This window comes from Urbifossiella limnaea, from assembly GCF_007747215.1.
Taxonomy (GTDB): domain Bacteria; phylum Planctomycetota; class Planctomycetia; order Gemmatales; family Gemmataceae; genus Urbifossiella; species Urbifossiella limnaea.
The window spans coordinates 7,429,868-7,451,383 of record NZ_CP036273.1; the positions used below are offsets into that span (position 1 = coordinate 7,429,868).

General features: G+C 73.2%; 22 protein-coding genes. 11 read left to right on the plus strand and 11 right to left on the minus strand.

Translation table 11 applies throughout. The annotated features are described in order from the left end of the window. Window positions 1-13: 13 nt before the first annotated feature. Window positions 14-1,471 carry a DUF1501 domain-containing protein gene (locus tag ETAA1_RS30015; protein ID WP_145244288.1) on the plus strand — a complete coding sequence of 486 codons (1,458 nt, stop codon included), beginning with the start codon at window positions 14-16 and terminating at the stop codon, window positions 1,469-1,471. A 74-nt stretch (window positions 1,472-1,545) separates the two neighbouring features. Here the strand turns inward: ETAA1_RS30015 and ETAA1_RS30020 are convergent, their stop codons facing one another. The 3 genes from ETAA1_RS30020 to ETAA1_RS30030 all read right to left on the minus strand — a co-directional run bounded on the left by ETAA1_RS30020 (window position 1,546) and on the right by ETAA1_RS30030 (window position 2,830). Next, window positions 1,546-1,800, minus strand: a complete 255-nt coding sequence (locus tag ETAA1_RS30020; protein ID WP_145244289.1) for a hypothetical protein — start codon at window positions 1,798-1,800, stop codon at window positions 1,546-1,548. 115 nt (window positions 1,801-1,915) lie between these two features. Next, on the minus strand, window positions 1,916-2,257 hold the full coding sequence (locus ETAA1_RS30025) for a hypothetical protein (RefSeq protein ID WP_145244290.1): 342 nt from the start codon (window positions 2,255-2,257) through the stop codon (window positions 1,916-1,918). Between the two features lie 33 nt (window positions 2,258-2,290). Beyond that, the gene (locus ETAA1_RS30030) at window positions 2,291-2,830 is read right to left on the minus strand and encodes a hypothetical protein (RefSeq protein WP_145244291.1); all 540 of its coding nucleotides are present in this window, start codon (window positions 2,828-2,830) and stop codon (window positions 2,291-2,293) included. Window positions 2,831-3,063: 233 nt separating this feature from the next. On the opposite strand from ETAA1_RS30030, the gene ETAA1_RS30035 reads away from it, so the two are divergent. The 5 genes from ETAA1_RS30035 to ETAA1_RS30055 all read left to right on the plus strand — a co-directional run bounded on the left by ETAA1_RS30035 (window position 3,064) and on the right by ETAA1_RS30055 (window position 9,235). After that, window positions 3,064-3,855 (plus strand): hypothetical protein, encoded by a 792-nt coding sequence (locus tag ETAA1_RS30035; RefSeq protein ID WP_145244292.1) that lies wholly within the window; start codon window positions 3,064-3,066, stop codon window positions 3,853-3,855. A gap of 388 nt (window positions 3,856-4,243) precedes the next feature. Next, window positions 4,244-5,275: a DUF1559 domain-containing protein gene (locus tag ETAA1_RS30040; protein WP_202920514.1), complete on the plus strand. Its 1,032-nt coding sequence runs from the start codon at window positions 4,244-4,246 to the stop codon at window positions 5,273-5,275. A 211-nt stretch (window positions 5,276-5,486) separates the two neighbouring features. Next, complete coding sequence (locus ETAA1_RS33650) at window positions 5,487-7,298, plus strand: adenylate/guanylate cyclase domain-containing protein (RefSeq protein ID WP_145244293.1); 1,812 nt, start codon at window positions 5,487-5,489, stop codon at window positions 7,296-7,298. Window positions 7,299-7,340: 42 nt separating this feature from the next. Then, the gene (locus ETAA1_RS30050; RefSeq protein WP_145244294.1) at window positions 7,341-7,970 is read left to right on the plus strand and encodes a Uma2 family endonuclease; all 630 of its coding nucleotides are present in this window, start codon (window positions 7,341-7,343) and stop codon (window positions 7,968-7,970) included. Window positions 7,971-8,050: 80 nt separating this feature from the next. Further along, the gene (locus tag ETAA1_RS30055) at window positions 8,051-9,235 is read left to right on the plus strand and encodes a TolC family protein (RefSeq protein WP_145244295.1); all 1,185 of its coding nucleotides are present in this window, start codon (window positions 8,051-8,053) and stop codon (window positions 9,233-9,235) included. 2 nt (window positions 9,236-9,237) lie between these two features. On the opposite strand, the gene ETAA1_RS30060 is transcribed toward ETAA1_RS30055, so the two are convergent. From ETAA1_RS30060 to ETAA1_RS30080, 5 genes are all read right to left on the minus strand, one after another. Further along, complete coding sequence (locus tag ETAA1_RS30060; protein WP_145244296.1) at window positions 9,238-9,768, minus strand: PH domain-containing protein; 531 nt, start codon at window positions 9,766-9,768, stop codon at window positions 9,238-9,240. Between the two features lie 18 nt (window positions 9,769-9,786). Beyond that, window positions 9,787-11,172: a DUF1501 domain-containing protein gene (locus tag ETAA1_RS30065; protein ID WP_145244297.1), complete on the minus strand. Its 1,386-nt coding sequence runs from the start codon at window positions 11,170-11,172 to the stop codon at window positions 9,787-9,789. A gap of 29 nt (window positions 11,173-11,201) precedes the next feature. Beyond that, entirely contained in the window at window positions 11,202-11,615 is a 414-nt protein-coding gene (locus ETAA1_RS30070; protein WP_145244298.1) for a hypothetical protein, read from the minus strand. Window positions 11,616-11,715: 100 nt separating this feature from the next. After that, a complete protein-coding gene (gene rpiB / locus ETAA1_RS30075; RefSeq protein ID WP_145244299.1) occupies window positions 11,716-12,195 on the minus strand; it encodes a ribose 5-phosphate isomerase B in 480 nt (159 codons plus the stop codon). Continuing rightward, window positions 12,186-13,262 (minus strand): arsenate reductase/protein-tyrosine-phosphatase family protein, encoded by a 1,077-nt coding sequence (locus ETAA1_RS30080; protein WP_145244300.1) that lies wholly within the window; start codon window positions 13,260-13,262, stop codon window positions 12,186-12,188. The genes rpiB and ETAA1_RS30080 overlap by 10 nt, the downstream gene beginning before the upstream one ends. A 294-nt stretch (window positions 13,263-13,556) precedes the next feature. On the opposite strand from ETAA1_RS30080, the gene ETAA1_RS30085 reads away from it, so the two are divergent. After that, window positions 13,557-14,927, plus strand: coding sequence for a DUF1501 domain-containing protein (locus ETAA1_RS30085; RefSeq protein ID WP_145244301.1), 1,371 nt, complete (start codon window positions 13,557-13,559; stop codon window positions 14,925-14,927). Window positions 14,928-16,192: 1,265 nt separating this feature from the next. Here the strand turns inward: ETAA1_RS30085 and ETAA1_RS30090 are convergent. Further along, window positions 16,193-16,657, minus strand: coding sequence for a hypothetical protein (locus ETAA1_RS30090; protein ID WP_145244302.1), 465 nt, complete (start codon window positions 16,655-16,657; stop codon window positions 16,193-16,195). Between the two features lie 264 nt (window positions 16,658-16,921). Here ETAA1_RS30090 and ETAA1_RS30095 point away from each other — a divergent pair, with 264 nt between their 5' ends. From ETAA1_RS30095 to ETAA1_RS30105, 3 genes are read left to right on the plus strand one after another with little or no spacing between them, the layout of a single operon-like run. Further along, window positions 16,922-18,763, plus strand: a complete 1,842-nt coding sequence (locus ETAA1_RS30095) for an L-lactate permease (RefSeq protein ID WP_145244303.1) — start codon at window positions 16,922-16,924, stop codon at window positions 18,761-18,763. Between the two features lie 42 nt (window positions 18,764-18,805). Next, entirely contained in the window at window positions 18,806-19,120 is a 315-nt protein-coding gene (locus ETAA1_RS30100; RefSeq protein ID WP_145244304.1) for a hypothetical protein, read from the plus strand. A 3-nt stretch (window positions 19,121-19,123) separates the two neighbouring features. Further along, window positions 19,124-19,558, plus strand: coding sequence for a DUF7689 domain-containing protein (locus tag ETAA1_RS30105; RefSeq protein WP_145244305.1), 435 nt, complete (start codon window positions 19,124-19,126; stop codon window positions 19,556-19,558). A 172-nt stretch (window positions 19,559-19,730) separates the two neighbouring features. On the opposite strand, the gene ETAA1_RS30110 is transcribed toward ETAA1_RS30105, so the two are convergent. Further along, window positions 19,731-20,579: a glycosyltransferase family 2 protein gene (locus ETAA1_RS30110; protein WP_145244306.1), complete on the minus strand. Its 849-nt coding sequence runs from the start codon at window positions 20,577-20,579 to the stop codon at window positions 19,731-19,733. Between the two features lie 44 nt (window positions 20,580-20,623). Between ETAA1_RS30110 and ETAA1_RS32560 the strand changes: the two genes are divergently transcribed. Then, window positions 20,624-20,767, plus strand: coding sequence for a hypothetical protein (locus ETAA1_RS32560; RefSeq protein WP_202920515.1), 144 nt, complete (start codon window positions 20,624-20,626; stop codon window positions 20,765-20,767). Between the two features lie 3 nt (window positions 20,768-20,770). Here ETAA1_RS32560 and ETAA1_RS30115 read toward each other — a convergent pair whose 3' ends face one another. Further along, window positions 20,771-21,463, minus strand: a complete 693-nt coding sequence (locus ETAA1_RS30115; protein WP_145244307.1) for a DUF4058 family protein — start codon at window positions 21,461-21,463, stop codon at window positions 20,771-20,773. Window positions 21,464-21,516: the final 53 nt, after the last annotated feature.

Sequence of the window (21,516 nt, forward strand, 5' to 3'; positions counted from 1 at the left end):
CCGGCACCTCCGAATGCACGACTTCCCCTGCCGCCGGTCCACCCGACCACTCACCCGCCGCGACCTCCTCGTCCGATCCGCCAACGGGTTCGGCGGCGCCGCCCTGGCCACGATGCTCGCCGACGACGAGGCGCGGGCGCAGACTCCGGGGGCTAACGCCCCCGGCTCGGGGCGCGCGCCCGACCCGTTCGCGCCGAAGAAGCCGCACTTCGACCCCAAGGCCACCAGCGTTATCTTCCTGTTCATGGACGGCGGCCCGTCGCAGGTGGACACGTTCGACCCCAAGCCGGCGCTGGAGAAGTACCACGGCCGCCCCTTCCCGGCGCGGGTCGAGCCGACGCAGTTCAACAACGTCGGCGCCACCCTGATGAGCCCGTGGAAGTTCAAGCAATACGGCCGGAGCGGCCTGCCGGTGAGCGACCTGTTCCCGCACGTCGGGGCGTGCGCCGACGACCTGGCGGTGATCCGCTCCGTCACGTCGAACTTCTCCGAGCACACGAACGCCAACTACTTCATCCACAGCGGCAGCGGCCTCCAGGGGCGGCCGAGCGTCGGCAGCTGGGTGACCTACGGCCTCGGCAGCGAGTGCCGCGACCTGCCGGGGTTCGTCGTCCTCGGCAGCGGCATGATCCCGCCCGGCGGCGTGGACTGCTTCGGCAGCGGCTTCCTCCCGGCGTCGTACCAGGGCTCGCTGTTCCGCCACGGGTCGCAGCCGGTCGCCGACCTGACGCCGCCGGGCGGCGCCAGCCCGCGCAGCCGGGCCGCCCAGCGCGACCTCATCCGCACCCTCGACGCCCGCAGCCGCGAGCGGTTCGGCAACGCCGACGCCGTCGAGGCCGCCATCGCCAACTACGAGCTGGCGTTCCGCATGCAGACGGCCGTGCCCGAGCTCGCCGACCTGAGCCGCGAGACGGACGAGACGAAGAAGCTGTACGGCCTCGACGACCCGAAGACCGAGGTGTTCGGCCGGCAGTGCCTGCTCGCTCGCCGGCTCGTCGAGCGCGGCGTGCGGTTCACGGAACTGTTGTGCCAGACCCTTGGCTTCGACCGCTGGGACCAGCACGGCAGCCTGAAGGCCGGGCACGAGGCCAACGCGAAGGCGGTGGACAAGCCGATCGCCGGGCTGCTGACGGACCTGAAGCGGCGCGGCCTGCTCGACCGGACGCTGGTGCTGTGGGGCGGCGAGTTCGGCCGCACGCCCGTCGCGCAGGGCTCCGACGGCCGCGACCACAACCCGTTCGGGTTTACGATGTGGCTGGCCGGCGGCGGCGCGAAGGGCGGCACCGCGTTCGGCGCGACCGACGAGTTCGGCTACCACGCGGTGCAGGACAAGGTGCAGGTCCACGACATCCACGCGACGCTGTTGCACCTGCTGGGCTTCGACCACACGAAGCTGACGCACCGGTTCGGCGGCCGCGACATGCGGCTGACCGACGTGCACGGCGAAGTGATTCGGGGCGTGTTGAAATGACTTCGGAAATGACGAATGACGAATGACGAATGACGGAACCCCGTCAGATTCTGTCATTCGTCATTCGTCATTTCCTAGAAGCCCGGCCCGCCCATGCCGCCGCCCGGCCCGCCCATCTGTCGGCCGAGCAGCGCCTTGTCGTCGGCGCTCTTCGCCGGCCGCTTCTTGTACTGCGCCGTCGGCGGGTTGTTGAACCGGGCCTCGTCGGCCGGGAGGACGACCTCCTCCTTCGGCTTGAACATGAGCCCGTGCTTGTCGTGGTGGCAGCCGGCCGACGCCGCGACGAGCGCGACCGCGAGCCCGAACGCTGCCGGCAGCTTGCCCCGCATGTGGTTCCCCGACGTCCGTTCCGCTGTGTGGAAGCGGGGGCCGTATACCACCGCCGCCGCCGGGTGCAAGCCGAACCCGATTACTGCGGACGACCGAGCAACGCCGCGGGCGGCGTCAGTGGCCGCCGAGCTTCTTCAGGTCGTCGAGGTTGGCCTGGCAGTACGGGCAGCCGACCACGGTGAGGTGGAACGTGACGTAGTCGTGCAGGTCGGGGTCGCCGGCGCCGAGGAGGTAGCCGCCGAGCTGGTCGCGGCCGGGGCAGCTGACGCGCTCGCGCCGCCAGATCGCGCCGACGGTGTGCTCGCCGCGGTCCTCCTCCTCGCGCACCTCGTCGAGGACGCGGCGCACCTCGGCGGACGCGCGCACGGCCCGCTCGACGGCCGCCAGCTCGGCCTCGGGCAGGGCGTCGTGCAGGTAGTCCCGCAGCATCTGCCGGGTCACGTCGGACGGCTGCATGACAGTCTTCGGGAGTTGGGAGCCTCTGGGAGTCTACTCCCGCGGCTCGACCCGCCAAGTCAGCGGCGTCGTGCGCGACATCGCCGACAGGCCCAGGAGCGTGTCGCGGGCGTCGGCCGGCAGCAGCGGGGCCACGCCCTGCACCACCCCGGCGACCCGCCGCAGTAGCGGGCGGTTCTCCGGGATCGGCAGGTCCGCCTTCTGCAAGCCGCTGACCGTGATGACGGCACCGCCCGGCCCGGCCTTGTCGCGCAGCTCCGTCCGCAGGGCGGGAATCTGCGACCCGGCCACGAACGCAATCAGCTCCAGCTTGCCGGCCGTGGCGTCGTCCGGCGTCTCGCCGGCACGCATGTTCTTCGCCCGGTCGCGGAGCAGCGCCGCGGCCTGCTTCTCGTCGGTGCTCTCCAGCAAGTCGCGGAACTGCTCGACGCCGCGGCGGCTCAGGGTGATGCGGTAGCCGTTCGGGAGCGGCGCGAGTTCCACGAGGGGGGCCACGAGTCGGGGCGGCGGGGCGACCTCCGGCCGTGCGTCCGGATCGGCCAGGGCGAGCGCGATGGTAAGGGTTGCGAGCATCGTCCGGCCTCCGCCGAGGGTCGTGGCGCTTCCCGGGCTTAACAAAACGCCAATTGTCCAATCGCGGCGCCGGGAAAACCGACCCCGCGGCGGTATTTTATGCTAGAGTTTCGGGTTTGTCGCATTTACAGGGGCGGTAGCGGTTGGTACAAATCGAGGTGTTGGGAGCATTGCCCCGGTCGCGCCGTCGCCCCCCCGCCTGCGCGGCCGTCATTCAGCCCCGAGCCGCCCATATGAGCGCCCGTCTTACCCGTCCGTTCGCGGCCGCACTCGTGTTGGCCGCCTTCGCCGCCGGCGCCCCGCGCGCCTCGGCCGAATTCGTGTTCCTCACGTACAACGGCACGTCCGGCAACCCCGGCATCAGCAACAACCGCCTCGACGCCGAGGCCGGGCCGTTCTACTGGACGCAGAACCAGCTGCCGCCGAACAGCAGCTTCCCGCCGCCGACGGCCACGTTCTGCCTGGAGCTGAACGCCGGCCCGCCCGTGCAGACGCTGCCGGCCCCCGGCACCACGGTCGAGTTCGGCGTGTTCAGCCTGAGCAAGGCGCCGTCGCCGGCCGCGGCCAACGCCAACCTCATCGCCGAGCTGTACGGCAAGTACTACGACACCGCCTGGAACAGCAGCTCGTTCAAGAGCAGCGGCGTGACCGACGCCTCGATCTCGTTCCAGATCGCCCTGTGGGAGCTGATCTACGACGGCAAGTCGAACAACCTGACCACCGGCAACTTCTTCCTGCCCGACGCCACGTACACGGCCGCGACCAACGCCCAGAAGATGCTCAACAGCCTGACCGCGACCGGCGACGCCTCGTACTTCTCGAAGAAGTACGCCGGCTACGAGCTGGTGGCGCTGGTGGCCCCGGCGTCGTCGGTGGGCGGCAAGCAGACGATGGAGGTGCAGGACCAGATCACGATGCGGTCGGTCGGCGCCGTGCCGGCCCCCGCCGGCGCGCTGCTCGGCGGCATCGGCGTCGTGGCCCTGATCGGCCGGTCGCGCCTGCGGCGGAAGCCGGTACCGGCTTAGTCGGAACGTGGGGCACGTGTTCAACGTGCCTTGCCGGCCCCGTCCGGGCGCCTCATCCCGGCACGTTGTACACGTGCCCCACGTACTACACCCGGAGCCGTGGCAACCCCACGGCTCCGGTCGCGTTCCGGGAATCGCGCCGAAATTCTCGGATCCTTCTTGAAAGCCGCCGCCCCGCGCCGCAAGTTAAAATCTGCTGTGGTCCCGCGGCGCGCCAGCCCTCTCATCTCCCACTCCGGCGCAACCACGGGATCGTGACGACGGACTACGCTCCGTCGTGGTCTCTCTCCCCTCTCTCCTAATCCGGCATCCACAAGACCGAGCGATCGGTCATTGTCCTCGTCTTCCCCACCCCGATCGGCACCCCCGTTCCCGCATGGAGTTGTGCATGACGCCGTTCGCTCGCCCCCGGACCCGCCGCGGGTTCACGCTCATCGAGCTGCTGGTGGTGATCGCCATCATCGCCATCCTGATCGGCCTGCTGCTGCCGGCCGTGCAGAAGGTGCGCGAGGCCGCCGCCCGCGTCAAGTGCCAGAACAACCTGAAGCAGTGGGCGCTGGCCGCCCACAGCTACCAGGACACCGTCGGCGGCCTGCCGCCGGCCATGGTCGTGCCGGGCGCCACCTTCAGCACCGCCCCGGACAACACCACCGGGTACGGGCCGAACTGGATCACCCTCATCCTGCCGTACATCGAGCAGGCGCCGCTGTACAACCAGCAGGTGACGAGCATCACGTCGTGGCTCAACACCGTGAACACCGACCACAACTGGCGGCTGGTCCGGACGGCGAACTTCAACTACGCCCAGTGCCCGTCGGACCCGCGGAACACGACGCCGTACGCCGGCGCCGGCGGGAGCTGGGTGCGCGGCAACTACGCGGCCAACCTGGGGCCGACCGGGCAGGAGGCCAACGACGGCGGCTCGACCTCGTTCGCGTTCACGATCAACGGCGTGACCACGTCGCTCAACGGCCGCGGACCGTTCTGGTTCACCACCAAGGCGGCGCACAAGTGCATGACCATCCAGGGCATCCAGGACGGCAGCTCGAATACGATCATGATGTCGGAGGTGCTGTCGGGGTTGAACGCCACCGACAGCCGCGGCGTCTGGGCGATGGGCCACATCGGCGCCAGCACCATCGGCTCCTACGGCAAGGGCGCGGCGCTGACGCCGAACGCTAAGAACGACCTGTCGGACATCATCACCACGTGCCCGGGCTCGACGGCGGCGGCGCTGAACCTGGGGTGCGCCAACGGCAGCAACACCGTGGCGACGGCGCGCAGCGCCCACACCGGCGGGGTGAACGCGGCGATGGGCGACGGCACCGTGCGGTTCCTCCGCGACAGCATCTCCCAGCTGGCGTTCTACCAGCTCGGCAGCGCCCAAGACGGCCAGCCGCTGCCGGCCGAAGCGAACTGATTCGGGCAACCAAAGGTGTCGTGGGCGGGACCGACCTCCCGCCGCTCTCGGGCCGGCCCCCTCGGGCCGGCCCCTGTCATTTCCCGTCCGCGACCGCCTCGTCCCGAACGCCACACGGGGCGGACGCCTTTCCGGCCGGCGATCCGTCGCGGCGGGCCGATCGGCGGTTACACTACAGGTGTCCGTCGCCCTCCCCGCCGCCGACCCGCGTATGCCCGACCTGATTGCCCAGGGGCCGCAGCCGGAGAACCACTGGCGCCGCCGCCTGCCCGCCGGCCCGGTCACACTCGGCCGCGACGGCTGGGGCGCCGCGTGGGAGCCGTTCCTGTCGCGCCGGCACGCCGAGCTGGAATGGTCCGCCGGCCGCCTCCACGTCCGCCCGAGCGCCGCCCGCAACCCCGTCTTCCGCGACGGCGACCCCGTAGACGGGCCGTTCGAGCTCGGCCTCGGCGCGGCGTTCGTGGTCGGCCGCACCACGTTCACGGTCGTGCCCGACGCGCCGAGTTCGTCCGCGCCCGGGGCGCGGCACGAGTCACTGACGGTGGCGCACGGCGACCTGGCGCACCTGCCGTTCCGCGACGCCCCGCACCGGCTCGACGTGCTCAGCAAGCTGCCCGACGTGATCGCCGGCGCCGCGTCCGACCCCGAGCTGTTCGCCGGCGTGTGCGAGATGCTGCTGGCCGGCCTGCCGCGGGCCGACGCGGTCGCGCTGGTGGCCACGGAGGTCGGCGCGGTCGAGCTGTTCGGCCCGGCCGGGAGCGTGCCCGAGGTGCCGGTGCGGGTGCTGCACACCGACCGCCGCCGCGCCGCCGACGGCCCGTTCGTCCCGAGCCGCCGGCTGGTCGTGGAGGCGGTGGCGGCGCGGGAGGCGACGGTGCTGCACGTCTGGCGCGGCCCCGCGCGGGCACACGAGCCGGCGGGCGAATTCACGGTCCAGGGCGGGTTCGACTGGTCGTTCTGCACGCCGGTCGGGGGTGAGGCGTGCCGCGGCTGGGGGCTCGTCGCCGCCGGCCGGTTCACGACGGACGACGCGCCGGCGCTGTCGTTCCCCGCCCGCGCGACCGACCTGCGCGACGACGTGAAGTTCGCCGAGCTGGTCGCCGACATCCTGAGTTCGCTGCGGCAGGTGCAGGTGCTCCGCGAGCGGCAGGGCGTGTTCCGGCGGTTCTTCTCGCCGGGCGTGCTGCACGTCGTCGCCGGCCGCGACGCCGCCCGCGCCCTGGAGCCGCGCGAGGTGGACGCGACCGTGCTGTTCTGCGACCTGCGCGGGTTCTCGCGCACCGTCGAGGAGGCGTCCGGCCAGCTGCTCGACGTGCTGACGCGGGTGAGCGCCGCGCTCGGCGTGATGACCCGCGCCATCGTGGAGAACCGCGGGGCGATCGCCGACTTCCTCGGCGACGCGGCGATGGGCTTCTGGGGCTGGCCGCTGGACGACCCGGCGAAGGTGGAGAACGCGTGCCGGGCGGGGCTGGCGATCCGCGACGGGTTCGCGGCGGTGAGCAGTGACCGGTCGCACCCGCTGTTCGGCTTCCGCGCCGGCATCGGCATCGCCACCGGCCGGGCGGTCGCCGGCGGGATCGGCACCGCGGAGCAGGCGAAGGTGGGCGTGTTCGGCCCGGTGGTGAACCTCGCGTCGCGGCTCGAAGGGATGACGAAGCCGCTGCGGGTGCCGATCCTGCTGGACGAGGCGACGGCGGCGGCGGTGCGTGCGCACCTCCCGGCGGACGTGGCCCGCGTGCGCCGGCTGGCGCGGGTGAAGCCGGCCGGGCTGGAGACGCCGCTGGACGTGAGCGAGCTGCTCCCGCCGGCCGGCCCCGACGCGGTGCTGACCGACGTTCACCTGACCGAGTACGCCGCGGCGCTGGAGGCGTTCATGTCCGGCGACTGGTCGGCGGCCGACGACCGGCTGCACCGGCTGCCCCCGCGCGACCGCGGCAAGGACTTGCTGACGGGCTTCATTTTGCAGCACAACCACGCCCCGCCGCCGGGTTGGGACGGCGTCGTGCCGCTGGCGGCGAAGTAGGGTTCGCCGGTACAATGGCTCCGGTTCGTGGAGGTTCCCCGCATGTCTGCTGTCGCGCTCCCCGCGCCGCCACCGGCCCCGCCGGCCGACCCGTTCGCGCACCTGCCGCCGGTCGCGCCGCTCCGCTGGACGCGGGAGGAGTATTACCGCCTCGCCGAGGCCGGCTATTTCGCCGGCAAACGAGTCATGCTCATCGACGGGGAAATCATCGCCATGACACCCCAGAACGAACCGCACTCCACCGGTATTATCGTGTCCGCGGTGGCCCTCCACGCGGCGTTCGGCGACGAGATGACGTACCGGCAACAGATGCCCCTGAACCTCGGGCAGGCCTCCGACCCGGAGCCGGACATCGCGGTCGAAGCCGGACCGCCGCGGAGTCAGCCGCGCCGACACCCCACGACCGCGCTCCTGGTGGTCGAAGTGGCTGACAGCTCGCTCGCCTACGACACCGGCGACAAGGCCAGCCTCTACGCCGCGGGCGGCATCGCCGACTACTGGGTCGTCGATCTCGTCCACAACCGCCTGATCGTGTTCCGCGACCCGAAGCCGGACGCGGCCGCGCGCTTCGGCCACGGCTACACGAGCATCCGCTACCTCGGCCGCGCCGACACCGTCGTTCCCCTCGCCGCCCCCAACTCGGCCGTCGCCGTCGCCGACCTGTTGCCGTAGCCGCGCGGCAATTCGGCTCACCACGCCGTGCCGAGTTTGCCGATCTTACCGCGGGTGCCGATTCCACCGCGGGGGCGGAGATGCGCCGGGGGGCGACCTCCTACGCTTGCTTGTTGTTGATCGCGGCGGGGTGCCACCACGCCCGCCAGTGCTCCCCCCACGCCCACGCCCCCGTCGAACTGCCGACCGCGGCACGCCAACCGGTCGCAGTGGACGCCACAGCGGTATCGGGAGCCACGACGCCGGCGCGGCCCGCGACCGTGCGGCGGCTCACCGCCGAGGAGTGCCGCGCGCTCGCGGCGCAGAACGCGCCCTTCGCCGACGACCTCGACAAGCACCCGGGCAACAGCGGCCCGAGTCACCCGCGGCTTCATCCGAAGAAGGCCGACAAGGCGGCGTGCGCCCGGCTCGTCCGCGGGTACGCCGCCGACGAGCTCCGCAACCGCGCCGCCGGCGATGCCCTCGACGACTTCTACAAGCTCGCCCGCGCCGAGGCCCAGTTCGACCTGCTCGTCGCCGCCCGCGCCGAGGTCGCGGCGCGGCTCGCGGAGGCGGACGCCGCCGCGAAGCACGGCCTGCGCGACCGCGGCGACCCGCTGCGGGTACAGTTGCACGAGTTCGACGCGCAGCTCGGCCAGCTCGGCGGCGGCATCGGGGCGCTGAACGCCAGCCTCCGCGGCCGGCTCGCGCTCGACGCCGCCGACCCCATGCCGCTCGGCCCCGCCGACCCGCTCCGCGTCCGCGGCGAGGACGTCGACGCCGCCGAGGCCGTCCGCACGGCGCTGCACTACCGGCCGGACTTGAACTTCCTGCGGGCGCTGATCGGCTGCCGGGACGGCAGTGACAGCGGGCTGTCGCAACAGGCGCTGACGAGCCTCAACCCGCTGCTCGCCGCCGCGAGCGGGCACCCGCTGCTGGCGCTACTCTCGGCCCTGTGCGGGAAGGACGACGGCTCCGGGGACCGGCTCGCGTCGGCGCTCGCGGGGCGGGAGCGGCAGGCCGAGGCCGAGGTGCGGGCGGCGGTGGCGACGCTCCACGGCCACCGCGCCGCCGTCGGCGCGCGGGCGGCGGCGGTGACGGACGCGGCGGCGCGGGTGGCCGACCTGGAGAAGCAGGCCGCCGCCGGGCAGTCGGTGCTGGCCGAGCTGACGGCGGCGCGGCTGGAGTTGCTGAAGGCCCGCGGCGCGCTGCTGGAGGCGGCGTCCGACTGGCACCGGGCCGAGGCCCGGCTGCGGCAGGCGATGGGGACGCTGGTGCGGGAGTAGCGTCAGGTCTTCTTCAGCGCCAGCGAGCGGATCAGGTCGTACACTTCGCGCGGCTGCGGCACGTTCACCAGCGCCACCTTCCGGTTCGAGAGCTTGCCGTCGGAGCCGCTCACCAGCTGCTGCGTCACCAGCGACACGGTGCCGGCGCCGCGCGTCTGCTGGAGCACGCCCTCGGTCAGCTCCACGTCGATGACCTGGTCGAACACGACGGTCCGCTGGTGCTTGTTGAAGAAGCCCTCGTCGCACTCCACGCGGTCGGCGAACACCCGGTACGTCGTCTGCTGCGGCTCCTGGAAGCACTTCAGCCCGAAGAGCCCGAGGGCGATCATGAACGCCGCGACGTACACGCCCACCGCAAGGGAGTGGTCGGGGCCGCGCTCGAGGCGTTCGAACGGGTCGCCGAACATGCCGCCGACGACGAACGCGAACGTGGCGGGGAAGACGGCGACGAACCCGGCGACGAGCGGCCCGAGCACGACGAACTGTGCCGGAACGACGACCGGCTTGATCTCGCGGAGCGGGGCAGTAGACACGACCGGCCTCCGGGTGGGTCAGCTGCCGAACAGCCGCCGCAGCGGCTCGCCGGCGGCGAGGCGGTGGGGGCGGCCGGCCTGGTCGAACACCTCCGCCGCCGGGTCCAGGCCGAACCGCCAGAAGATCGTCGCCGCCAGGTCGCCGGGCGTCACAGGGTCGCGGGCCGGGTACGCGCCCAGGCGGTCGCTCGCGCCGTACACCGCGCCGCCGGTCACGCCGCCGCCGGCGAACAGCGCCGTGTAGCAGTCCGGCCAGTGGTCGCGGCCGCCGTCGCGGTTCACCCGCGGCGTCCGGCCGAACTCGCCCATCGCCACCACCAGCGTGCTGTCGAGCAAGCCCCGCGTGTCCAGGTCTTCGATCAGCGCCGACAACCCCTGATCGAACTGCGGCAGCAGGTGCGTGCGGTGCTGGTTCGCGCCTTTGAAGTGTGCGTCCCAGTTCTGGCCCTGCTGCTTGAAGTCGTACACGGTCACGAACGGCACGCCGGCCTCGACCAGCCGCCGGGCCAGCAGGAAGTTCTGGCCGCGCATCTGCCGGGCGACGCCGAGCTCGGCCCCGTTGCCGCCGCCGCCGCCCTCGCCGACCGCCGCCGGCGCGGCGCCGAACCCGTACCGCTCGCGCACCCGCAGCGGCTCGCGGAACACGTCGGCGGCGCCGCGCACCGCTTCGGCTTCGAGCAGCCGGTACGCCGTCTCGTACACCGCGGCGGGCTTGCCGAGCGTGTCCAACAGGCGGCGGCGCTCGCCGAGGCGGGCGGGGCTCACGTCGGCGGCCGGCCGCAGCGCCCCGGCGCGGTACTCGCGGGTGGCCGCGTCCACGTCCACCCACAGCGGGTCGTAGGCGCGGCCGAGGAAGCCGCCGCCCTGGCACGGCGTCGGCACCACGTTGTGGAACGGGAACGGCAGCGACGCGAACGGCACGTCCACGCCGCGGCCGCGGGTCAGGTACGCGACGGCGCTGCCGTAGCTCGGGTACACCTGCGGCTGCGGGGCGAACAGCTCGCGGTCGGGGCCGTCGAGCGGCCGGCCGGTCAGCGCGTGGATCGAGGCCGAGTCGTGCAGCCGGGCCGAGTGCGTGACGCTGCGGACGAGCGCCACCCTGTCCATCACGCGGGCCACCCGCGGCAGGTGCTCGCACACGCGGAGGCCGGGGACGCTCGTGGCCACCGACCGGAACTCGCCGCGGACCTCGGCGGGCGCGTCGGGCTTCAGGTCGAACGTGTCGAGGTGGCTGGGGCCGCCGTAGAGGAAGACGAGGACGCACGCGCGGATCGGCTTCGGGGCGGCGGGCGGCGGCGCGGCGGCGCGGGCTTCGAGGAGGCCGCCGAGGTTCAGGCCGAGGTAGCCGCCGGCGCCGACGTGGAGGAGCCGGCGGCGGGTGAGGAGGGCGGTGCGGGCGGGCATGGGCGGCACCTCGGGAGAGCGAGGGCGGGTCACTTGATGCGGTCGTAGTCGTCCACCACGCCGTCGGGCTTGTGGAGCGTCAGCCGGGTGCCGGCCAGCACCGCCCGCACCCGCCACGTCCGCACCTGGCCGCGGTCGTTGCCGGTCACCTCCATCGTCTCGCCGTCCAGGAAGCGGAACCGGTCCTCGACCTTCTGGACGTTGCGCGACTGGAGCACGCCGGCCGCGTACACCTCGACCGGCGCCTCGCGCTTGAGGACGCCGCCGGGCTCGATCTCCATCAGGCCGGACACGTCGGTCCGCGGCGGCACCGGCTGGCCGTTCTGGCGGACGTGTTGCCAGATGCCGACGAGGCGGGCGGAGGCCTGCTCGGGCGTGATCGGGCGGGTGCAGGCCGGCAGCGCGAGCAGGACCAGGCCGAGCAGCCAGGCGGGGCGGACCATCGCGGCCTCGGAGTGCGGGTGTGTTGAGGCTACCGCGGCGGCGGGCGGCCGTCAAACGGCAAGCCGACGGTCGGAGGCGGGAAGAGGGCGACGCCGGCGGTCAGCCGGCGGGGGGCGGGGTCTTCGCGGCCGGCAGCGGGTTGGCCTGCTCGAACGCGGTGATCTTGTCCTTGCGCCGCTGGTGCCGGCCGGCCTCGAAGTCGGCGGTCAGCCACGCCCGCACCATCCGGTCGATGACCTCCTCGCCGATCAGGTCGGCCGACAGGCACAGCACGTTCGCGTCGTTGTGCCGGCGGCTCATCTCGGCGTCGAGGGCGTCGCGGCAGTTGGCGGCGCGGACGCCGCGCACCTTGTTCGCCGCGATGCACATGCCGTGGCCGGTCGCGCACAGCAGGATGCCGCGGTCGGCCGCCCCGCCGGCCACGGCCTTCGCCACCACGAACGCGAAGTCCGGGTAGTCGCACCCGGCGGGCGCGTCCGTGCCGTGGTCGGTGACCTCGTGACCGAGTTCCTTCAGGAGGCTCACCACCCGGTACTTCACGGCCACGCCCCGGTGGTCGTTGCCGACGGCTACTCGCATGCGGCCACCCACTCCTGTAAGAACCGCCCCACGTGCTCCCGGATCCGCCGGGCGCAGTCCCGATACACCTCCGGCCCCGCGCCGATGGGGTCGTCCAGGTCGGCGTCGCCGCACAGCAGTCGGGCCGCCGGGCCGACCCCGGGGTAGCGCTCCGCCAGGGCGTGGGCGTGCGACCGGGTCATGGCGATCACGTCGTCGGCGGCGGCCAGTAGCTGCGGGTTCACCGGCCGGCTGCGGTGGTCGGCGATGTCGGCGCCGAACTCCGCCGCCGCCGCCACCGACAGGTCCGACGCCGGCCCGCCGCCGTACGCCGCCACGCCCGCCGACAGCACCCAGATGCCCCTCGCCGGCAGCGCGTCGGCCGGGCAGCTGAGCCGCTCCGCCAGCAGCGCCTTGGCGATCCCCTCGGCCAGCGGGCTGCGGCAGGTGTTGCCCGTGCACACGAACAACACGATCCGCGCCGTCAGTCGCTCGACCTCGTCCGCCGGGAAGTCGCCGGCCTGTGTCACCCGCCAGCCCGCGTCCGAAACCGCCACCTCGGTCGGCCGGCGGTCCGTCCTCAGCCCGCCGGCGCTCACCGCCAGCTGAACCGCGTCGCCGAACGGTTCCGCCGCCGCGCTCGCCGTCGGCTGGTGCGTCTCGCTCAGGAGCACCGGCCCCGGCAGCGCCGGCAGCAGGGCGTCCGTCAGCGCGTGCTCCGGGCAGCGGAAGCGGACCACGCCGTCCCGCGTCACCGCCTCCCACGCCGCCGCCGGCCAGCCCTCGGGGACCGCCGTCGGGTCCGCGGGCAGCGCCACCGTCAGCGGCGACGGCCAGCCGCGGAACATCAGCCGGCGGGCGGCCGTCGGCACGCTCACCCCCAGCCGGGGCGGGTCGTCCGGGCCGTACACCAGCACCGCCGGGGCGGGGATCGTCGGGGCGACGGGCGAAGTCGGGTCGGCGAGGGCGACGTACCCGGAATCGCCGGGGTAAATCACCACCCGGCCGGCCGCCAGCTCCTCGCGCACCCGGCGGACGAAGTCCGACGGATCGACGGTCGGGCTCCAGTCCAGGACCGTCGGTGGCATCGGGGCCGGTTCCGGGCGGGCCGGGGCGCAACGGGACAGCGGCGGGTAGTGTACGGAGGCGCTCGCGTGCGAACAAGGAACCCGCGGACGGGCTTCTGAGCCGGCCCCGTCGGGGGTCGGAGCGCACCCACTCCCGACGCGGTCGCGTCCGACCGGGGGACGCTCCGACCCCTGACGGGGCCGGCTCGGGTGGGTGATGCGGTCGATTTTCCGCTGGACCCGATCGGCACGATCGCCGAAGATGGCAGCACCTGCCGGGGCCGCGGCCCCACCGTTCCGCCCGGGACCACGTTCATGCTCAACCTGTTCGGAACCCCCCACCGCGGCGGCGGCTTCTGCGACGGCCGCACCCGCCGCGACTTCCTCACCATCGGCGGCACCCTGTTCGGCGGCGCCCTCGCGGCCCCGCACCTGCTCGCCGCCGAGGCCCGCCAGGGCACCCGCACGAGCCACAAGTCCGTCATCATGGTCTACCTGCCGGGCGGCCCGCCCCACATCGACATGTGGGACATGAAGCCCGACGCCCCCGCCGAGGTCCGCGGCGAGTTCAACCCGATCGACACGAACGTCCCCGGCGTCCGCATCTGCGAGCACTTCCCGCTGATGGCGAAGATGATGGACAGGTTCGCCGTCGTCCGCTCGCTCGTCGGCAGCAGCGGCGACCACGACGCCTACCAGTGCATGACCGGCCGGCCGCGCACGCCCGCCAACAACGGCTACTGGCCGAGCTTCGGCGCGTGGGTGTCGAAGACCCAGGGCGGGGCCGACGCCGCCGTGCCGCCGCACCTCACGCTCATGTACCGCACCGGCGAGCAGCGCTGGGGCTACCCCGGCGACGGCGGCTTCCTCGGCCTGGCGCACGCCCCGTTCCGCCTCAGCGCCGGCAAGGGCACCGGCCCCGCCGACAGCATGACGCTCAAGGGCGTCACCCTGGAGCAACTCGGCGACCGCACGGCGCTGGTCCGCTCGCTCGACACCATCGACCGCCGCATCGACCGCAGCGGCCTGATGGACGGCATGGACACGTTCAACCGGCAGGCGCTGGACATCCTCACGTCGTCGAAGCTGAAGGACGCGCTCGACCTGACCAAGGAAAGCCCGAAGACGCTGGAGCGCTACGGCTTCGACGACCCGGCGTTCGAGCGCGACGGCGCCCCGCGGATGGTCCGCAACTTCCTGATGGCCCGCCGGCTGGTGGAGGCCGGCGCCCGCGTGGTAACGCTGAACTTCACCCGCTGGGACTGGCACGGCGGCGACGGGAAGAACTTCGTGCAGGGGAAGAAGGACATGCCGCTGCTCGACCGCGCGGTCACCGCGCTGGTGAGCGACCTCCACGACCGCGGGCTGGACAAGGACGTGACGGTGCTGGTGTGGGGCGAGTTCGGCCGCACGCCGCGGCTGAACAACATGGCCAGCCGCGACCACTGGCCCCAACTGAGCACCTGCCTGCTGGCCGGCGGCGGGATGCGGACGGGGCAGGCGATCGGCTCCTCGAACCGCCTCGGCGAGTACGCCGTGGAGCGGCCGGTCACCCACCAGAACGTGTTCGCCACGCTGTACCACAACCTCGGCATCGACCTGAACCCGATCCGCGAGTTCGACCCGAACGGCCGGCCGCAGTACCCGATCGACCCCGGCACCCCGGCGATCCGCGAGCTCGTTTGACTTCGCCTTCTTCGGGCGAGCCGGGGCGTCAGTCCCCGGCTCGCCGCGTTTCCGCTCCCCCGCCAGCCACACCCGACAGACCATCTCCGCCGCCCGCAGCGCCTGCGCGGGCGTACCCCCGGCCATGACGCCGCGCAGCGCCTGCACGGCGCCGCCGACGCGCGCGTCGTCGTCGAGTTCGCCGAGCGCGTCCGGCAGCGGGTCGAGGTCGGGGAGGGCGTTCAGGGTGGCGGTCATGGCGGCACCCGGGGGTTGGGGGTGATATGGTGAACAAAAGTTCAATGGCCTCCTGAATGGGAGGTGTCAAGAAATTCGGCGCGGATTCTCGGTCGGCTATTGGTTTGACCGGCGGGCGAGGGGTCGGGACACTGCGTTGGGTGGGTTCGTGATTCGCGGCGGTGCGTGACTTCTGGTTCCCATCGATCGTGGTTAACCCCCTCACCCCGCGTGCTTCGCCGCGACCCTCTCCCCCGAGGGGAGAGGGTGTGAGCCACACGACACCCATCGAGGGCGGGTGGCCACGCGCCTGCGCGGCGGGTCGATGCCCGCCCGTGACGGGCGCGGGTCAGGCCCACCCTCTCCCCTCGGGGGAGAGGGTCGCGGCGAAGCACGCGGGGTGAGGGGGTTAACCACGATCGATGGGGACCAGCGCCACGCGCGCACCCCGATTCATCCTGTGGAGCAGTGTTTCGGGCGCGAGCCCCGTCGGGCGTCTGAACCCCGACGGGGCTCGCGCCCCGGCCTAACGGCTGGCCGAAAACCGTAAGCACAACCTCGCAGCAATCCGGCCTTCGCGCCGCGGGGGAAGGCGGGTAAACGGGCGCCCCTCGGCAGGAGGCGGCGGATGCGCAAGCTGATGTGGTGGGTCGGGGTGCCGGCCGCGGTGGTGGTGGTCGGCGCCGCGTGGGTGACGGTGTTCCCGAGCGAATCCGGGGCGGGGTGAACCCCCGTGGGCTGCGGCCCGGCCGGCGGTCTGCCGGCCTTCGACCCCTGGATTTACCAGCGCCCCGTTTATCAGCCCCCGCCGAGACCGGCGCCCGTGCGGCCGGCGCCCGTGCGGCCGGCGCCGGTGGCCGTGCGGCCACCCGAAGTACGCCCCCCAGAGGTGCGGCCGGTGGCCGTACCGCCGCCGGAATCGCTGGGGGTGAAGCTGGAAGTGCCGGCGGTGGCGGTGCCGCCGCCGGCGGAGTTGGGGATCGAGCTGAAGTGACACGCCCGCTTGCGGCGTAGCGCCCGCGGGCGCTACGCCGCAAGCGGCGGAAGACTCAGTTCGCGGCCGCGGCGGTCGGCGACGGCGTCGGGGCGTGCAGCCCCGACCCGCCCGCGAACGCCGGCAGCGGGGCCGACGGGTTCGACAGCGCCGCGTCGGCCTGGCCGAGCAGGTCGCGGATGGTGCGGCGGAAGCCATCGTACTGCGTCTGGAGGTTGTCGCGCTCGGTGGTGCGGGCGCGGAGGTCGGCGCGGGCCGCGTCCTTCTGCACCCGCTCGGCCGCGGCCGCCGCGTTCGCCTGTTCGAGCTGCCGCTGCTGCTGGCTGAGCTTCTCGTGCGCCTGCACCAGCTGCGCCCGGAAGTTGTCCCGGGCCGATGCCGCGGCGCGGAAGTCCTCTTCGAGCCGCTGCACCTTCGCGTCCGTCGCGGCGGGGTCGCCGCCGCCGGGCGCCTTGGCGCAGCCGTAGATGCCCAGCAGGGCGACGAGGAGGAAGCCGAGAACCTTGTGTGATCGCGTCATGGCCGGTCTCCGGCAGCGGGGAAGATCGTGGCGGCGGGTATCGACCCATCTTCTCTCGGCTGCCCGGAGCCCGCGACTTACGCAAATCTGCCTGCTTCCCGGACCGTTACCCCTTGCCCCGCCCCCCACCGGCCGCGCCAGCCGGCAGAACCCGACCGGCGGATCGCGCACGGGCCCGGGCCCGACTCGTCCCAACTCCTTGCACCCGCGCCCCGCCCGCCGTAGCATCGCCGGATCGGACCCGCCGCCGCGAGGCCCCTCTCCATGCCCTTCGCCTACGTCCAGGACCTGAACCCGCTCGGCAACCAGTTGCTCTCGACAGTTGTCGCGGCGCTGCCGGTGCTGGTGCTGTTCTACCTCCTCGTCGGCCGCCGCTGGCTCGCCAGCTGGGCCGGCGTCGCCGGGGCCACGACCGCCATCCTGATCGCGTGGCTCGTCTACAAGATGCCGGTGGAGCAGGCGTCGTGGTCGTTCCTGTACGGCGCCGCGTTCGGCCTCATGCCGATCGGCTGGACCGTGTTCGCGGCGATGCTCCTGTACAACGTGACCGTCGAGACCGGCCAGTTCGCCGTGATCCGCCGCAGCATCGGCGGCCTGAGCGGCGACGCCCGCGTGCAGGCGGTGCTCATCGGCTTCGCGTTCGGCGCCTTCATGGAGGGGGCCGCCGGGGCCGGGTCGCCGGTGGCGATCTGCGGCGCGATGCTGGTCGGCCTCGGGGTGCCGCCGTTCCGCGCCGCGGTGCTGTGCCTGATCGCCAACACGTCGCCGGTGTGTTACGGCGGGCTCGGCGTGCCCATCCTCACGCTCGGCAACGTCACCGGCATCGACCCCGCGACCGTGAGCGTGATGTGCGGGCACCAGCTGCCGCTGCTGTCGTGCCTGGTGCCGCTGTACATGGTGCGCTGCATGTGCGGCTGGCGCGACACGTTCGCCGTGTGGCCGGCGCTGCTGGTCGGCGGCGGGTCGTTCGCGGCGTTCCAGTACGTGTTCGCCACCTTCCACACGTGGGTGCCGGGCGTGTACATCTGGCCGCTGACCGACATCGGCGGCGGCCTGTTCTCGCTCGTGACGCTGGCGCTGTTCCTGCGGTTCGTGTGGAAGCCGAAGGACGAGTGGAAGTTCCCCGCGGCGGGCGACGGCGCCATCCCGAAGCCCGCGCAGACGGCCCCGCACGACCCGCACGCCGAGGCCGCGGTCGAGGAGGCGAAGCGGCTGCTGGACTCGTCGTTCCGCAACCCGCACACCGAGATCCCGCTGACGGCGCGAAGCATCGCGGTGGCGTGGTCGCCGTTCCTGGTGATGGCGGCGTTCCTGGCGGCGGCCGGCGTGGTCCGCGGGGCGGAGACGGACGCCAAGCGGGCGCTGGAGGTGGGGCCGCTGCGAACCTTCTACGAGTTCGAGGTGCCGACGCTGCACAAGCAGGTGGAGCGCGCCGACCGGCTGCTGCCGCCGGGCGCCGTGGGCGACGCCCGCAAGGAGGCCGCGGTCTTCAAGCTGCCGTGGGTGACGGCCCCCGGCTCGGCGGTGTTCCTGGCCGCGCTGGCGTCGATGGCGTTCCTGCGCATGAACGGTCGCCAGGTGGCCGGCGTGTTTCGCAAGACGGCGGTGCAGATGAAGATTCCGATCCCGACCATCGCGCTGATGCTGGGCCTGAGTTACGTGACGAAGTACGCCGGCGTCGACGCCACGCTGGGCGTGGCGTTTGCGGAGACGGGCGTGCTGTACCCGTTCTTCGCGGCGATGCTGGGCTGGCTGGGCGTGTTCCTGACCGGCACCGACGCCGGCAGCAACGCGCTGTTCGGTAGCCTCCAGAAGATCACCGCGACTGAGGTTTTCAACAACCACCCGGCGGCGCTGTCGAACCTGACGCTGGAGCAGACGCAGGTGCTGGTGTGCACCGCGAACAGCACGGGCGGGGTGATGGGGAAGATGATCGACGCGCAGAGCATCTGCGTGGCGACGGCGGGGACGAACCAGCTGGGCCGCGAGGCGGACATCTTCAAGGCGGTGATCTGGCACAGTGTGTTCCTGGCGAGCGTCGTCGGCGCGCTGACGGCGCTGCAGGCGTTCGTCCCCCCGTTCACGCGGATGGTGCCGCACCCCTGACGCGGGCTGGACGTGCCCCAGGCGGCCGGGGAGAATGACGGTATGGCCACGACCACCGTACCTTCGCCGGCGCTCGCTTCCCGCTTCCGCACGCTGGCCGCCGAGTGGCAGGCCGCGACGCGGTTCCTGTCGTCGGCCGCCGCCACAGCGAATCACCCGGCGTACCGCGCGGTGGTGGCGCTAGGGCCGGACGTGGTGCCGCTGATCCTGGCGGAACTGGCCGCGACGCCGGAGCCGTGGTTCGCCGCGCTGAGGGAGCTGACCGGTGCCGACCCCGTGCCGCCGGCCGACCGCGGCCGCCCGCGCGCCGCGGCCGACCACTGGCTGGCGTGGGGCCGCGCCCGCGGGCTGGCCTGACCCATGCTCTCGCCCCTTCTTCAGGCCGCCTTCCCGGACCTGGACGCCGACGGCGGCGCCGTCACCCACCCGGCCGACCCGGCGTACAACTGCGTGGCGTGGGCCGCGGGCGTGACCGACGTGCTGTGGTGGCCGGCCGACCCGGACGGGTACTGGCCGCCGGGAGCGCCGGACGAGCTGACCGTAGCGGCGTTCGTCGCCGCGCTGGGAACGGTGGGCTACGTGCCGTGCGCCGACGGCGGGTACGAGCCGGGGTTCGAGAAGGCGGCGGTGTACGCACGGGCCGGGGTGCCGACGCACGTGGCCCGGCAGGTGGCGGGCGGCCGCTGGTCGAGCAAGCTGGGCCGCGACTGCACCGTGGGCCACGCGACGCCGGCCGGGGTGGCGGGGCTGGTGTACGGCACCGTCGTGGCTTACCTCCGACGGCCGACGGCGTGACGGCGCGGCAGGCGTTCGTCCCCCCGTTCACGCGGATGGTGCCGCACCCCTGACGGAATCGGGCCGGCCTGCTGACGTGTGTCGTGGCGCGGTCGCGCGGGCGTGCGCCGTGGCCACGCTCGTGGTGCTCGCGGGTACGTCGGCGTCCGCGGGGCGGTGACGTGAGAGCCGGTCAGGCCGGCGACACGGCGGGCGCCGGCGGCGCGGCGGGCGCCGGCGGGTGCGCGAACTGCGGGTTCGAGAACACCGCGAACAGCTCGCGCCAGAAGAAGTCGCCGCGCGGCACCGGCGCGTCCGGCTGCGGGGTCAGCGGCACCTCGTCCATGATGCTCGTCAGGAACGTCGCCTTCGCCACCAGCTCGGTGTGCACGAAGTCGCCGTCCGACTGGATCGGCACCCGCCGCAGGAAGTCGGTGCGGAACAGCTTGAACGGGCTCCCCACGTCGACCATCGGCACGCCGAAGAACCAGCCGACGAACACGCCGTACACCCGGTTGCGGTAGCCGGGCCACACCTCCGGCGGCTCCATTCGCATGCCGGCGAACAGCCGCCAGAAGCCGCGCCACAGCCAGCTCGCGGCCTGCGCCAGCAGCGGGGCGCGGCGGCCGCGGCGGGCGCCGCTGATCAGGTCCGCCTGCTTGCCGAGGATCTCGTCGCGCAGCTCGATGCGGTCGAGCATGCCGAACAGGTCGTGCGGCGTGAACGGGTAGTCGGGCGAGACGTAGCACAGCAGCGGCTGGTGGGCCTCGGCCAGCGCCGTGCGGAGGCAGGCGCCGAAGCCCTTGCGGGCGTCGTGGCGGAGCCCGCGGACGTGGGACACGCGGCCGGCGGCCATCGCCTCCACCACGGCCGGCGTGCGGTCGGTGCTGCCGTCGTCCACGACCAGGATTTCGTACGGCCGCTTGGCGCGGGCGAGGACGGCGCCCCACGCCGGCAGCATCTTTTCGAGCTTGTCGGCGGCGTCGTGCGTCGGCACCACGACGGTGACGCCGGGGCGCGGGGCGGTCGTCGGGTGGGCCATGAGGCGGCGGTCCGGGGTGGGCCGGCGGCGGCCGGCGGTCTGGGATGAGGTACGAACCCGCGGCGGGCGTGGGTAGGCGCACTCATTCCGGCCCGGTGGCGGACCACGGGTACGGGCTGGTGACGTTCGTGAAGGTGCCGGGCGACTTCGCGGTACCGCTGTACCAGCCGAAGTACGCGAAGGGGTGACGGCTACCCGAGGTACGCCGCCTCGGTGGCGCGGCGGTACGTCCCCTCCAAATCGACCACCACCGACTCGTCGGCCGACAGCGGCAGGCGCATCGGCGGCAGCGGGTCGCCGACGGCCAGCGGCCGCCGCCACACCGCCAGGAACCGCCCACCGCCGGGCGCCGGCCCGCCGACCCGGTAGCCGACCGCGAACGGCGCCGCCACCGCCGGCTGCGCCAGCGCGAGTGCCCGCGCCACCTCGTCGGCGAACGAGAACCCGGCCGGGCGGCGGTGGACATCGACCAGCAGCAGGTGAACGCCGCGCAGCAAGTACCCGGCGTAGGCCGCGGCATACGCCCCCTGCGCCGACAGCCGGTCCTTGTTCCGCGGCGACACGAGTTCGATCGCCGCGACCAGCCGGCCGGCCCGCTCGACGAGCACGGCGGTGTCGGCCGCGAGGGTGGCGACGGCGACCTCCTCGTCCGGCTCGGGGCCGTCGGGCGCCGGTGCGCTCGTCGGCCCGCCGGGCGGCCAGTCGCGAACGCCGACGTCCGGCCGCCCGTCGTCCGGGCCACCGATGGCGAAGGTGGGGGTGGTGCCGATGTAGGCGCGGTAGGCCGGCGGCAGGAGCGGCTTGAGGGCGTACAGCAGTTCGACGCCCCACACCTGGTGGACGCCGTCCCACCCCGTCAGCGCGGCCCAGTCGTGAAGTGGCATGGCGTCTCGCCCGGCGACTCGGAACCCGCCGCCATTGTACTCGTGACGCGGGG

What these genes read in the sequence shown, in the direction of transcription:
- ETAA1_RS30015 (WP_145244288.1), top strand. Translation starts at nt 14, where the DNA reads ATGCACGACTTCCCCTGCCGCCGGTCCACCCGACCACTCACCCGCCGC.
- ETAA1_RS30020 (WP_145244289.1), bottom strand. Translation starts at nt 1,800, where the DNA reads ATGCGGGGCAAGCTGCCGGCAGCGTTCGGGCTCGCGGTCGCGCTCGTC.
- ETAA1_RS30025 (WP_145244290.1), bottom strand. Translation starts at nt 2,257, where the DNA reads ATGCAGCCGTCCGACGTGACCCGGCAGATGCTGCGGGACTACCTGCAC.
- ETAA1_RS30030 (WP_145244291.1), bottom strand. Translation starts at nt 2,830, where the DNA reads ATGCTCGCAACCCTTACCATCGCGCTCGCCCTGGCCGATCCGGACGCA.
- ETAA1_RS30035 (WP_145244292.1), top strand. Translation starts at nt 3,064, where the DNA reads ATGAGCGCCCGTCTTACCCGTCCGTTCGCGGCCGCACTCGTGTTGGCC.
- ETAA1_RS30040 (WP_202920514.1), top strand. Translation starts at nt 4,244, where the DNA reads ATGACGCCGTTCGCTCGCCCCCGGACCCGCCGCGGGTTCACGCTCATC.
- ETAA1_RS33650 (WP_145244293.1), top strand. Translation starts at nt 5,487, where the DNA reads ATGCCCGACCTGATTGCCCAGGGGCCGCAGCCGGAGAACCACTGGCGC.
- ETAA1_RS30050 (WP_145244294.1), top strand. Translation starts at nt 7,341, where the DNA reads ATGTCTGCTGTCGCGCTCCCCGCGCCGCCACCGGCCCCGCCGGCCGAC.
- ETAA1_RS30055 (WP_145244295.1), top strand. Translation starts at nt 8,051, where the DNA reads ATGCGCCGGGGGGCGACCTCCTACGCTTGCTTGTTGTTGATCGCGGCG.
- ETAA1_RS30065 (WP_145244297.1), bottom strand. Translation starts at nt 11,172, where the DNA reads ATGCCCGCCCGCACCGCCCTCCTCACCCGCCGCCGGCTCCTCCACGTC.
- ETAA1_RS30070 (WP_145244298.1), bottom strand. Translation starts at nt 11,615, where the DNA reads ATGGTCCGCCCCGCCTGGCTGCTCGGCCTGGTCCTGCTCGCGCTGCCG.
- rpiB (WP_145244299.1), bottom strand. Translation starts at nt 12,195, where the DNA reads ATGCGAGTAGCCGTCGGCAACGACCACCGGGGCGTGGCCGTGAAGTAC.
- ETAA1_RS30080 (WP_145244300.1), bottom strand. Translation starts at nt 13,262, where the DNA reads ATGCCACCGACGGTCCTGGACTGGAGCCCGACCGTCGATCCGTCGGAC.
- ETAA1_RS30085 (WP_145244301.1), top strand. Translation starts at nt 13,557, where the DNA reads ATGCTCAACCTGTTCGGAACCCCCCACCGCGGCGGCGGCTTCTGCGAC.
- ETAA1_RS30090 (WP_145244302.1), bottom strand. Translation starts at nt 16,657, where the DNA reads ATGACGCGATCACACAAGGTTCTCGGCTTCCTCCTCGTCGCCCTGCTG.
- ETAA1_RS30095 (WP_145244303.1), top strand. Translation starts at nt 16,922, where the DNA reads ATGCCCTTCGCCTACGTCCAGGACCTGAACCCGCTCGGCAACCAGTTG.
- ETAA1_RS30100 (WP_145244304.1), top strand. Translation starts at nt 18,806, where the DNA reads ATGGCCACGACCACCGTACCTTCGCCGGCGCTCGCTTCCCGCTTCCGC.
- ETAA1_RS30105 (WP_145244305.1), top strand. Translation starts at nt 19,124, where the DNA reads ATGCTCTCGCCCCTTCTTCAGGCCGCCTTCCCGGACCTGGACGCCGAC.
- ETAA1_RS30110 (WP_145244306.1), bottom strand. Translation starts at nt 20,579, where the DNA reads ATGGCCCACCCGACGACCGCCCCGCGCCCCGGCGTCACCGTCGTGGTG.
- ETAA1_RS32560 (WP_202920515.1), top strand. Translation starts at nt 20,624, where the DNA reads ATGAGGTACGAACCCGCGGCGGGCGTGGGTAGGCGCACTCATTCCGGC.
- ETAA1_RS30115 (WP_145244307.1), bottom strand. Translation starts at nt 21,463, where the DNA reads ATGCCACTTCACGACTGGGCCGCGCTGACGGGGTGGGACGGCGTCCAC.